Origin of the sequence: Methanobrevibacter sp. (assembly GCF_051877095.1) — an archaeon.
Classification (GTDB): Archaea; Methanobacteriota; Methanobacteria; order Methanobacteriales; family Methanobacteriaceae; genus Methanocatella.
In genome coordinates this window covers 1-11,524 of the sequence record NZ_JBJEIO010000006.1, presented here as the reverse complement: position 1 = coordinate 11,524, position 11,524 = coordinate 1, and the positions used below count along the sequence as shown (strand labels likewise).

Below are 11,524 nucleotides of genomic sequence, written 5' to 3'. Positions count from 1 at the left end.
AGTTAAACAATTAATATTATATATGCTTAAAATAAAATATAAATTAATTTACTATTTTAATTCATGAGGAATAATTATGGTTGTTAAAATTAATGAAAATTATCTTAAATTAAAAAGCAGTTATCTTTTTGTTGAAGTAGCTAGAAGAGAAGCAGAATTTGTAAAAAATAATCCTAATGCTGATGTTATTAAAATGGGTATTGGTGATGTTACAAAACCATTAGTACCAAAAGTTATTAATGCATTTAAAGATGCTGTTGATGAAATGGGAAATGCAGATACTTTTATGGGTTATGGCCCAGAACAAGGATATGAATTTTTAGCAGAAGCTATTGCAGAAGATTATAAAAAATATGGAGTGAATATTGACACATCCGAAATTTTCATTAGTGATGGAGCTAAATGTGACACTGGTAATATTCAAGAAATTTTCGCAATTGATAATAAAATTGCTGTAACTGATCCAGTTTATACTGTTTATGTTGATACTAATGTAATGGCAGGAAGAACTGGTGAAATGAAAGATGGTATGTATGAAGGATTGACTTACCTTAAATGTAATGCTGAAAATGGATTTGTTCCAGAATTACCATCTGAACCTGTTGATATCATTTATTTATGTTATCCGAATAATCCAACTGGTACTACATTAACCAAAGATCAATTAAAAGTATTTGTTGATTATGCAAAAGAAAACAAAGCTATTATTTTATTCGATGCTGCTTATGAAGCATTTATCAATGAAGATAATGTTCCTCATTCTATTTATGAAATTGAAGGTGCAAAAGAAGTTGCTATTGAATTTAAAAGTTTATCAAAAACTGCAGGATTTACCGGAACTCGTTGTGCATTCACGGTTGTGCCTAAACAGTTAATTGTGGATGATAGTGAAGGCAATGCTGTGGAAATTAACTCATTATGGAATAGAAGGCAAACCACTAAATTTAATGGTGTTTCATATCCTGTACAAAAAGCAGCACAAGCAACTTACTCTCCCGAAGGTCAAAAAGAAATTAAAGAAGTCATTGACTATTATATGGAAAATGCAAAAATCATTCGTGAAAGTTTATCTGATTTAGGATTAGAAGTTTATGGAGGAGTTAGTTCACCTTATATATGGGTTAAAGCTCCAAATAATATGAAATCATGGGATTTCTTTGATTTATTATTAAATGAAGCAAATGTAATTGGAACTCCTGGTTCTGGATTTGGTCCAAGTGGTGAAGGTTATTTAAGACTCACTGCATTCAATACATTAGAGAATACTAAAGAAGCAATGGATAGAATTTCAAAATTAGAATTTTAGGTGTTTAACTTGAAAAAAATAGAAAAGCCAGTAGAAATTGAAGAGGGAGATTCATTTAAAGCAATCTTATCAAAATATGGTGCATTAGCACTTGATAAACAGGAAAATTTATCTGAATTAATTGGTGAAACAGTCGGTGATTTAGACATTGAAAATTCCGTTATTTCTTTTGATGATATCAAAATGCCTGTTCAAGTTTTAGGTTTTTATTCACAAGATGCAGACCAATGGTCTTGGGCATGGAATTGTGAAGAAATATTTGGTAATGATTTAATTGAATCTGCAATAGAAATTAAAAAAATCGGGGATAAATTTGATATTCCTGAATTTAACTCACAATTGATTAATACAGATTATGATCACTGTCATCATATTGCAATGACTGCAACAGCTATACTTGGATTTGATGGTTATTATGCTGCTTCAGAAGATGGATTGGATATTTTTGTAGTTATTAAATCTGATTTAATTAAAGAGAATAATACTGTTAAAAAATTCAGAGATACTTTTTACACTTTCCAAAAGAATTTTAAGATATATCCTAGAATTGCTTTTGAATCATATACTAAACTTAAAGGATATGGTTTTAAACCACATGATGATTTTTATTTAGCTAAAATTGGTGAATCTCGTGTTATGGCAGGATTTACTGAAAGAGGAAATGTAACACGTATTTTGATGTTTGGTGAAGATGAACAGTGATACTATGAATCAGGATTTAGTTGATGAATTAGAATATATGATAGATTTACTCACTAAATCTGGTTTTTTTAATAGTGAAGAAATATTTGAGATATTGGAAGATCAATTTATTGATGAAGAACTTGATTTTTCAGAATTTAATATTTCAATAAACAACTGTGATAATACTAATTTTTCTATTTTAGAAAGTGTTTTTGAAAATTTATCTAAAAAATCAATTGTTTGTGTTCATAATTGTGGTTATGATATTAAAGAAGGTGTTTTAGATATTTTTGAGTTATATGCTCATTTGATTAATAACGGCCTTACTCCAGAGGGGTTTTGTTTTTATACTTTTGAGGATGTTGAAAATGCAATCTATGAAGGTAATTTAAAAATAACCTTTGGGGACTTTAATAAAGATGAGGATAAAGCATTATCAATAGGTAAAATTATATATAACCAATTAAAAGATGTTAATTTTGATGTTAATTGGGACATATCTATTAATACTCAAATAAAAATTGTTAACTTTGATTGGGATAAGTCTTACAATGAAAATATGGAATATGAACTTGAAGGGGCTTATGAATTATTTAAAGGTGTTAATGAATGAATGTGGGATCTTTAAAATTAATTGAAGAGGTTATAATCAATTTTTCCAAATTATCTTCTGTTAATATATCTCAAGATGCAATCTATTTAGAATTTATTGATGTTGAATTAGGTAATCCAAATATTAATGGGGATTTGACTTTTTCTATGCGTTTTGCTAAAAATTCTTTTATTTCATTTTTCTATGATAATATTTGGGATGTTGAATTTTTATCTAATTTTGATTATGAATCTTATTTTTTAGATGAAAATATTATTAAAGATGTCCGAAAAATTAAATTCATCGATTTTGAATACTTAAATAAGTTTTTTTATAATTATAATAATCAGAAAGATTTTTCTATTGATAAAGAGTTCGATATTCATAACATTCGTAACGACTTTTTCTGTTTAATCGAATTTGGAGATATAGGTATTGTTGTTGGTGGGGATGAAATGGATTTCTTTTTTGAGTCTGAAAAACTTGATGATGATATCTTAAAGGAGTTATCTAATCAATGGATGATGTATTTTTTAAATTATCATCAAAAAAGAAACCTCATAAAAGACCCCATGTGTGAGAATCATCCGTTCAATAGATAGATGTTCTTCTTATTTTTTATTTAATTTTATCATCATTTTAATTTTATTATAGTGATGGTTGATAATTTTGGTAGTTGTGATTAAAACATATTATATTATTATTGATTAATTGTTTTAAAATGCAGTTGTAATAAATTCATAAATGTGCCATATTGCTGAAAAGAATGCATTAAATTGCATATTATGAATATTGCCCATATCATCTTCAACACGGTCATCTACTTCTTTTATGAATGTTAAATTCTCATAATCGTGTTTTGTAAAGTAATGGACTTGTATTGCATAATTCGTATCTTCTTTTTCAAATACATAATTAACACTGATATGATTATAGGTGACATTATTGTTTCTTGTAGGGTTTGAGAAATATTGTTTAGATACTTCAACTCCACTTAATGTAGTGTTATCCTCTCCAAGAACAACATAATTTCCACCTTCCATTTCTGCAAATAATTGGGTCGATAAGTCTGTAATATGGTCTTCGGGCCAATCATCCCACATATCTATGACAATATATCCATTTGTAATAGCTAGTGGATTTTTAGCTTCATCTGACATGTTCAATTCATCAGTTGTATTCCAAGCCTGTGGAACAACAGCTTCACTATGTCCAAATCCAACCGTTTTATCAGTGTGAACACTTAAAAAACTATTAATTCCATTAAAATTGGCACAAATAATTATTATGATGATAGCTATTATAAATCCATGGATTATATCTTCTTTTCTCATTATTTTTTTCCACCTTTATGTTCTGTTTTAGCCCATTTTCTTTCTTTTCTAGTCATCATGGTATGCATTGTCATAAAAAACAATGGGATTAAATGGAAACAGAATATGTAATATTTTACAATATCTTTAAAGAATTCTGTGATTGTAGGATCATCTCTTGAAAGAGATAACATTAAACCTGGGAAAAATGAAAGAACAGAAAGAACACCGACAATAAATGGTGCTTCCATTCTTATAACAGTTACATTTTGGAGTAAGAACCATGAAATCGCATTCATTATGGTTACTAGAAATCCAAAAAAGATTAATAAATTGAAACTATAAAATGAAATGTGTTCAATAATACCGAATTTCTTAGCGATAGGTATTTTAGCTCTTAAAATCTGAGGTAAATAGATAAATAATGTTTCAAAGTTACCAATAGCCCATCTAACTCTTTGTCTAAAGAATGCTTTCCACTCAGTAACAGCCTCTTGATAAACAGCAGCTTCACCACAGTAACGTATTTTTCCACCTTTAATCATTATCTTAACTGCCAAGTTTAAATCTTCTGTTACAGCAAAACCGTCCCATCGTCCAGAATTGACAATTGAACTTTTTTTTACAAATTGACCATTTCCACCTAAAAATCCAGTTTTACCTAAATTATCCTTAGCTCTCAGTGTATTTCCGAAACTTCCAAACTCGAGTTGTTGCATACGGGCCAAGTAATTTTCATTTTTGTTATACATTTTAACTCTTGATTGAACACCATCAATCTCTGGATCTGCAACATATTTGACAACTTTTTGTAAGTAATCCTTCTTAATACGGGTGTCAGCATCAAATACACCAATAATTTCTCCAGTTGATAATGTCAAAGCATCATTTAATACAAATCCTTTACCTTTACCTGATCTTGGAGGGTGTCTTGTAACAATTTTTAGTGATGGAAGTTCCTCTTTTAAATTAGATAAGATTTCACCAGTAGTATCAGTAGAACCATCGTTTACAACAATAACTTCAAATCTTGGTCCGTTTTCATCGTGGTAATCGGATTCAAATACACTTCTAACAGTTGATTCAATGGTTGATTCTTCATTATGTGCTGGAATAAAAATACTTACTGTAGGCAGATATTCATATTCTTCAACGGGATCAACATTCCTAACACTTGCAATTGCATTAATAAGCATAGCTACAGTTGGAATAAGTAAAACCCATTGTAACCATGTAGCACTTCTGGTTAAAACTGTCATTGCGATTAATGATAAACATAAAACTAAGAGCATACTTGAATCAAATTTTTCAATCAAAAGTTCAGTATTTTTTTCTTTAATTTTATTTTTAGCTTCAATAACATCCAGTGTATTTTGTTCATGTTTTCTAAGTACAACAGCCATTGCTCTTTGAGTTTCATCTTTATCGATGGGCTTAATTAGATAACCGTAAGGGGTTGATGTCATTATTTCATCTATAATTTCATTAAACCTCATTCCAACTATAATAATCACAGGAATGTTTTTTTTTTCTATTTCTTTAGTTATATCTATTAAATCAAGAGATTCTTCATCTGCATCTAGTAAAATTAGGTGTGGTGATACTTCTTTTATCTTATGTAAAATGTCACTTTTTTCAAATGCTGAACCAACAAATTGGTATTCATAATCTTCAATGTGTTTGAATAATTCATTTATTAATTCAGTATCTGAACTTATCACAAAAATGTTTGGATGAGCTTTAGCAATTAATTTAACCTCAGGTACATTATCTATCATTTTATCTAGTTTTAAACTGTAAAATTTCCTTATATAATTTATTTATCTGTATTTAATGTGTTTATTATTGTTTCATTTAATTTATTTAAATCGTATGGTTTTGATACAAATCCATATGATCCATTTTTAGGGGTTTTTTCAAATGTATCTATATCAGTGTTTGCAGTTAAATAAATGATTGGCATTTCTAATTTTGATATTACTTCTGCTGCTCCTATTCCTTCCATATCTCCTTTTAATTTAATATCCATAAGAACTATATCGGGAGTTGTTTCAGTAGCAGTATCTATTGCATCTTGACCAGTATCAACTGTATCAATTACTTCATAACCAAGCTCTTCTAAATTGTATTTTAAGTCTAATGCAGTTATTGCTTCATCTTCAACAATCAAAATTCTTTCATTCATTATCTTCAACTCTATAATTAATATGTTTATCAAATTATTTAACTATATGTCTTATTTTGACATTTTAGCTAATTATTTAATATTTATTGTGAAATTGTATGTTCCATAGTCATAGGAAATGTTAATCTGTAACCTGTTCCGACATCCGTGTCAATATGTTCAATGTGTCCGTTTAATTGTCTTGTTAGGTTTTTAATAATTTCACAACCTAAATTATGTTTAAGTGTTTTTCCATCTTTAATTCCAACCCATTGTCCCTAATGATGAGTTCACAGGTATTTTCATCGATTTTTTTAATGTTTTTTATAATCTTTTTGTTAGGTGCATTTTTATCAGGGAATGCATGTTTGATTGAATTCATTGTTAATTCATCAACAACTAAAAGTAATGGAGTTATTATTTCGATAGACAGGTCAATATCTGGTTCAATTGTTGATTCAAATTCAATACCTTCTCTTAAACTATTAAACTTTTTAAATTTCCATCTTGATCATCGATATAATTTTTAAGATTTATGTTTTTAAAATCTGTTGTATTATATGTTTTTTCATGAAGTATAGCTAGTGAGGATAGCCTGGATTGCATATGATCAATGATTATGTTTGGTTTATTTTTGCATGCTCTTTTTTCAAGGTTTAAGAAACTGTTTAATATTTGGAGATTGTTTTTGACTCTGTGGTGAACTTCTTTAATTAAAACATTTTTATGCTCATTAGCTTCAATTATTTTTTTTTGTTTTCTGCGTTCTTTTGTAATATCTGTCATAAAACCCATACTGTGAGTTTCACTTCCAAATTCAAATCTCTCAATAAACATTTCACAGATTTTTTGGTTATTTTCATCACTATTGACATTATATGTAAATATTTCATCAAATTCTCGAATTGCACCGTTAATAATTTGTAAAAATTTATCACGGGATTCTTTTTCAACAATATTTTCGATAATTTGTCTGTTATTTTTATATTCTGATTTCGGTATTTCAATGATATTGTAAAAACCAGCACTATATTCAAAATTCTTTTCATTTAATGGTTCTACAAGTAAAGCTAATCTTTTACTATTTTTAAATCCATTTAATAAGTAATCAACAGGTCGCAGATTGTTCTTATCATGGTATTGTGTAATATCTTTAAAATTACCATAACATGAGATTAACCTATTGTTTTCATATTTGGCATATAAAGAAAACTTTAAATATTTTATTGCACCATCATCTGTTTGTATTTTGAAAACACCACTGGTTTCTTCTTTACCGGAATCGATTTCGGCTATTGCATCTTGAACTATTTTCCTGTCATCAGGGACTGCTAAATCTAATACAATATTATATAATTCATCTGTTTCTTCAGCTACACGGTTAATAATATTATAGATTCCTTGAGACCAAATATTTCTTTTGATGTTTATAAAAACTTCCAGTTTGTGAGAAATATTCTATTAAATTCGCTTTTTCTTCTTCAGGAGTTGGATTTTTACCTAGTATACCACGAATATTATTACTTAAATTATCTTTGTGGTCTGAAATTATAAATATCCTATCATTATCATATATAATACAAACATTTGCAATTCTAAATAATCTATCGTCAGAATAGTAATAAAAACGCATACCTTTTGATTTTTTTGTCACATAAACTTCTCTAAGATCTCCTTGAAGAATATTATAAATTATTTTAGAAGAACTACTTAATAATTTTCCAGCAATTTCGTCCTGTTTAATTCCAATAGTTTCAAGTATTTCAAACCCCGACGTTCAATAATGAAATCTTCACCATTATTATAGGGTCTTAAAATATTTATATTGCGGGGTATTGTTTTTATAACATTTTTGTAAACAAGTGGGGGTGACATTGAATCTTTTTTCACTATATGTATACAAATCTTTAGGTCCCAAATTGTATATGCTGATTTCATCAATATTATCTATTTTCCCCTTTTCCCGTTTCACATACATTTTCTCTACCCATTTATTTATTATAGTATATGATTTTAATTTGTAAAACCACTTGCGTCATTTAATTTTTTAGCTTCCAATTCCGCCCTTTTTATTGTTATTTTAAGTGTTTTATCCAGTTTATTTATATCATATGGTTTTGATACAAATCCGTAAGATCCTTTCACATTGGATTTTTCGAAGGTATTTGTATCTGTGTTTGCGGTTAAATAAATAATTGGGATTCTAAGTTCAGATATCACCTCTGCAGCTTCTATTCCATCCATATATCCTTTTAATTCAATATCCATTAAAACAACATCAGGAACAGTTTCAGCAGCAGTGTCTATTGCATCTTGACCTGTGTCAACTGTATCAATTACTTCGTAACCTAGTTCTTCTAAACTGTATTTTAAATCTAATGCTGTAATTGCTTCATCTTCTACAACTAATATTCTTTTACTCATTTTTTCACCCTTTTTGTTAAAATCCTCTTTCAATTGTGTGTTCCATATCAACTGGGAATATTAATTTATATCCAGTTCCATTTTTATGTTTAAATAATTCAATACTTCCATCTAGTTGTTTTGTTAAGTTTTTAATAATTTCACAACCAAGATTTTTTGTTATTGATTTAGGATCTTCAATACCTACCCCATTATCTTGAAGTATTAATTGTCCAGTTTTATCATCCAATTTAGTAATTTTCTTAATAATTTTTTTATTATGGACTGTCTTATCAGGGAATGCATGTTTAATTGCATTCATTGTTAATTCATCAATTATTAGCAATAGTGGTGTGATGACTTCTATTGTTAAATTTAAATCACCATCAACTTCTGATTCAAATTCAATACTATCCCTTAAACCCATTAAACTTTTTAATTGACTATCTTGATCTTCAATATAACTTTTTAAGTTGATATTTTTAAAATCTGTTGCATTATATGTTTTTTCGTGAAGAATAGCTAATGAAGATAATCTGGATTGCATATGGTCGATAATTATGTTTGGTTCATTTTTATATGCTCTTTTTTCCAGGTTTAAGAAACTGTTTAATACTTGTAAGTTGTTTTTGACTCTGTGGTGAACTTCTTTGATTAAAATAGTTTGGTGTTCATTAGCTTCCATTAATTCTTGTTGTTTTATTTTTTCTTCAGTGATGTCAGTTAAGAATCCAATACTGTGAGTTCTTGCTCCGAATTCAAATCTTTCAATATACAATTCACATATTTTTTGATTATTTTCATCACCATTAACGTTGTATGTGAATGTTATATATAATTTATCGATTTCACCATCAATAATCTTTAAAAATTTCTCTTTAGGTTCATCTTCGACGATATTATCAACAATGGACTTGTCATGTTTATATTCTTCAGGATTTATTTCGCAAATATCAAAATAACCTTTGGAAAATTCATATTGTTTGGGGTTTAAAGGTTCAATAAGTAATGCAAGTTTTTTAATATTTTTAAATCCTTTAAGTAAATAATCAACATGTTTTATTTTTTTACTTTTATTAGTACTCACGTCTTTTATCGTTCCATAACGACTTATTAATTCTTCATTTTCATCAAATTTAGAATATAAATTAATTTCAATATATTTTAATACTCCATCATGGGTTCTAATTCTAATGACAGCTACACATGTTTCTAATCCGTTATCCATTAATTTAAGTAATTTTTCAATAACCGGTTTATCTTCTGGAATAACTAAATTAAATATAATATTGAAATATTCATCATTTTCTTCTCTTGAACGATTAATAATGTTGTAAACACCTTGTGTCCAAGTGTATCTGTCGTTAATTTTATAATAACTTCCAGTTTGTGATAAATACTCAGTTAAATTGGTTTTTTCATCATATTTACTCTCTTCAGGGTTAAATACATTATTTTCACGATTGTCTCTGTGGTCTGAAATCAAGATAAGTTTGTCCATATCATAAATAATTTTAACATTGGAAAATCTAGCTAATTTTTCATGATGATAGTATAAAAATCTCATTTTTTTAGTTTTGTGGGTTTTATAAACTTCTTTTAGAGAATCATGTAAAACTTCATTAAATCCTGGAGATATTTTACTAAGTAAACGTCCTGCAACATCTTCATGTTTTATTTTTCCTCTTGAAAGGGCACTTAACCCTAATCTATGCACTATAAAGTCTTCTCCGTCGTTGTGTGGGATAAATATATCAAGATCATTAGTAATGTTCTTTAAAGTTTTTTCAAAGGGTATTCCTGGAACTTCAAATTCTTTTGGTGTGGGAGTATAAAGTTCTTGTTCACTAATATTGTGCATATGAACTTCTTCAGTGTTTTCCAGTTTCATATATGTTCTTTCAATCTTCATCTAATTCACCTTTTAGTAATTTTCTATGATAGTCAATGTATGTTCAAAACTTTTTGGGAAAGTTATTTTAAATCCAGTTCCAACATCACAGTCTAAAATTTCAATTTCTCCATTAATTTGTCTAGTTAAGTTATTCACAATTTCCCATCCTAGATTATGGTTAATTAGTGATTCTGGACTTTCAAGTCCAACTCCATTATCCTTAAGTATAAATTCACAGATACTTTCATTACCTTCCATATAATCAATTGTTTTTTGATATGGTTTTATTAGGCATGTCTGGTCAGGAAATGCATGTTTAATTGCATTCATTGTTAATTCATCAACAACCAGGAGTAATGGGGTAATTATTTCAATAGATAAGTGAATATCTTTGTTAATTTCAGATATGAAATTGATATTATTAGCTCCGAAAAGTGTTTTCAGTGTTGAGTCTTGATCTTGCATATAGTCATTGAGATTAATGTTTAAGAAATCTGTTGTATTATATGTTTTTTCATGAAGTAATGCAAGTGAAGATAAACGTGCTTGCATATTATCTAAAATCATGTCTGAATTATCCCTATATGCTCTTCTTTCAAGATTTAAAAAACTGTTTAATACTTGTAAGTTGTTTTTGACTCTATGGTGAACTTCTTTAATAAGTATGTTTTTATTAGCATTGGATTTGATTAATTCTTGTTGTTTTTTTACGTGATAATGTAATGTCTGTTAAAAATCCAATACTGTGACTTTTATTACCATAATCAAATCTTTCAATGAATATTTCACATATTTTTTGATTATTTTCATCACCATTCACATCATATGTAAATATTCTGTTTACTTCTAAAATTTCACCGTTTATCAATTTTTCAAGCTCTTCTCTAACATTCTCTTCAACAATATTGTTAATAATGTCTTTATTATATGTTGTTTCAAAATCAATTATTGAATTATCTTCCTTGTTGAAGTGATGAACCTCATTTGCACATAAAATCTTGAAATGTACGAAATCATCTTTTAATAATTCATTTACCAAATCCTCAATTAATGGAGGATATTTCTCATGTTTTGTATTTAATTTCCATTTTTAATACCTCAATTGTTTAAATAAAAACCATTATAGTAATATAATGTATTAAATTAATTCTTTAAATAGTTATTGAAA

Annotated in this window: 14 protein-coding genes and 1 pseudogene; 4 read left to right on the top strand and 11 right to left on the bottom strand. The window is 27.8% G+C overall.

Annotated elements, in window-relative coordinates:
* Positions 1-76: 76 nt before the first annotated feature.
* Genes ACI389_RS05040 through ACI389_RS05025 form a run of 4 tightly spaced genes read left to right on the top strand, consistent with a single transcriptional unit; the run spans position 77 to position 3,184 of the window.
* Complete coding sequence (locus ACI389_RS05040; protein ID WP_439780458.1) at positions 77-1,306, top strand: LL-diaminopimelate aminotransferase; 1,230 nt, start codon at positions 77-79, stop codon at positions 1,304-1,306.
* Entirely contained in the window at positions 1,307-2,008 is a 702-nt protein-coding gene (locus ACI389_RS05035) for a DUF6882 domain-containing protein (RefSeq protein WP_439780457.1), read from the top strand. It abuts the gene before it with no gap.
* Positions 1,998-2,603: a DUF6891 domain-containing protein gene (locus tag ACI389_RS05030; RefSeq protein ID WP_439780456.1), complete on the top strand. Its 606-nt coding sequence runs from the start codon at positions 1,998-2,000 to the stop codon at positions 2,601-2,603. Before ACI389_RS05035 ends, ACI389_RS05030 begins: the two co-directional genes overlap by 11 nt.
* Entirely contained in the window at positions 2,600-3,184 is a 585-nt protein-coding gene (locus tag ACI389_RS05025) for a hypothetical protein (protein ID WP_439780455.1), read from the top strand. Before ACI389_RS05030 ends, ACI389_RS05025 begins: the two co-directional genes overlap by 4 nt.
* Positions 3,185-3,298: 114 nt before the next feature.
* On the opposite strand, the gene ACI389_RS05020 is transcribed toward ACI389_RS05025, so the two are convergent.
* From ACI389_RS05020 to ACI389_RS04970, 11 genes and pseudogenes are all read right to left on the bottom strand, one after another.
* Positions 3,299-3,916, bottom strand: coding sequence for a hypothetical protein (locus ACI389_RS05020; protein ID WP_439780454.1), 618 nt, complete (start codon positions 3,914-3,916; stop codon positions 3,299-3,301).
* Entirely contained in the window at positions 3,916-5,673 is a 1,758-nt protein-coding gene (locus ACI389_RS05015) for a glycosyltransferase (RefSeq protein ID WP_439780453.1), read from the bottom strand. The genes ACI389_RS05020 and ACI389_RS05015 overlap by 1 nt, the downstream gene beginning before the upstream one ends.
* Positions 5,674-5,711: 38 nt before the next feature.
* A complete protein-coding gene (locus tag ACI389_RS05010) occupies positions 5,712-6,080 on the bottom strand; it encodes a response regulator (RefSeq protein WP_439780452.1) in 369 nt (122 codons plus the stop codon).
* Between the two features lie 208 nt (positions 6,081-6,288).
* On the bottom strand, positions 6,289-6,441 hold the full coding sequence (locus ACI389_RS05005) for a hypothetical protein (protein WP_439780451.1): 153 nt from the start codon (positions 6,439-6,441) through the stop codon (positions 6,289-6,291).
* Positions 6,442-6,536: 95 nt separating this feature from the next.
* Complete coding sequence (locus tag ACI389_RS05000) at positions 6,537-6,896, bottom strand: histidine kinase dimerization/phosphoacceptor domain -containing protein (protein WP_439780450.1); 360 nt, start codon at positions 6,894-6,896, stop codon at positions 6,537-6,539.
* Between the two features lie 393 nt (positions 6,897-7,289).
* Positions 7,290-7,445, bottom strand: a pseudogene (locus ACI389_RS04995) (hypothetical protein); the annotation flags it as partial.
* A 4-nt stretch (positions 7,446-7,449) separates the two neighbouring features.
* Positions 7,450-7,713 carry a hypothetical protein gene (locus tag ACI389_RS04990; protein ID WP_439780449.1) on the bottom strand — a complete coding sequence of 88 codons (264 nt, stop codon included), beginning with the start codon at positions 7,711-7,713 and terminating at the stop codon, positions 7,450-7,452.
* A 359-nt stretch (positions 7,714-8,072) separates the two neighbouring features.
* On the bottom strand, positions 8,073-8,483 hold the full coding sequence (locus tag ACI389_RS04985; RefSeq protein ID WP_439780448.1) for a response regulator: 411 nt from the start codon (positions 8,481-8,483) through the stop codon (positions 8,073-8,075).
* 16 nt (positions 8,484-8,499) lie between these two features.
* Entirely contained in the window at positions 8,500-10,374 is a 1,875-nt protein-coding gene (locus ACI389_RS04980) for a histidine kinase dimerization/phosphoacceptor domain -containing protein (RefSeq protein WP_439780447.1), read from the bottom strand.
* Between the two features lie 12 nt (positions 10,375-10,386).
* Positions 10,387-11,016, bottom strand: a complete 630-nt coding sequence (locus ACI389_RS04975) for a sensor histidine kinase (RefSeq protein ID WP_439780459.1) — start codon at positions 11,014-11,016, stop codon at positions 10,387-10,389.
* A gap of 13 nt (positions 11,017-11,029) precedes the next feature.
* Positions 11,030-11,395: a hypothetical protein gene (locus tag ACI389_RS04970; protein WP_439780446.1), complete on the bottom strand. Its 366-nt coding sequence runs from the start codon at positions 11,393-11,395 to the stop codon at positions 11,030-11,032.
* Positions 11,396-11,524: the final 129 nt, after the last annotated feature.

Bases quoted from the DNA above. Each gene is read 5' to 3' on its own strand.
- ACI389_RS05040 (WP_439780458.1), top strand. From the start codon at position 77: ATGGTTGTTAAAATTAATGAAAATTATCTTAAATTAAAAAGCAGTTAT.
- ACI389_RS05030 (WP_439780456.1), top strand. From the start codon at position 1,998: ATGAACAGTGATACTATGAATCAGGATTTAGTTGATGAATTAGAATAT.
- ACI389_RS05025 (WP_439780455.1), top strand. From the start codon at position 2,600: ATGAATGTGGGATCTTTAAAATTAATTGAAGAGGTTATAATCAATTTT.
- ACI389_RS05020 (WP_439780454.1), bottom strand. From the start codon at position 3,916: ATGAGAAAAGAAGATATAATCCATGGATTTATAATAGCTATCATCATA.
- ACI389_RS05015 (WP_439780453.1), bottom strand. From the start codon at position 5,673: ATGATAGATAATGTACCTGAGGTTAAATTAATTGCTAAAGCTCATCCA.
- ACI389_RS05010 (WP_439780452.1), bottom strand. From the start codon at position 6,080: ATGAATGAAAGAATTTTGATTGTTGAAGATGAAGCAATAACTGCATTA.
- ACI389_RS05005 (WP_439780451.1), bottom strand. From the start codon at position 6,441: ATGAATTCAATCAAACATGCATTCCCTGATAAAAATGCACCTAACAAA.
- ACI389_RS05000 (WP_439780450.1), bottom strand. From the start codon at position 6,896: ATGTTTATTGAGAGATTTGAATTTGGAAGTGAAACTCACAGTATGGGT.
- ACI389_RS04985 (WP_439780448.1), bottom strand. From the start codon at position 8,483: ATGAGTAAAAGAATATTAGTTGTAGAAGATGAAGCAATTACAGCATTA.
- ACI389_RS04980 (WP_439780447.1), bottom strand. From the start codon at position 10,374: ATGAAGATTGAAAGAACATATATGAAACTGGAAAACACTGAAGAAGTT.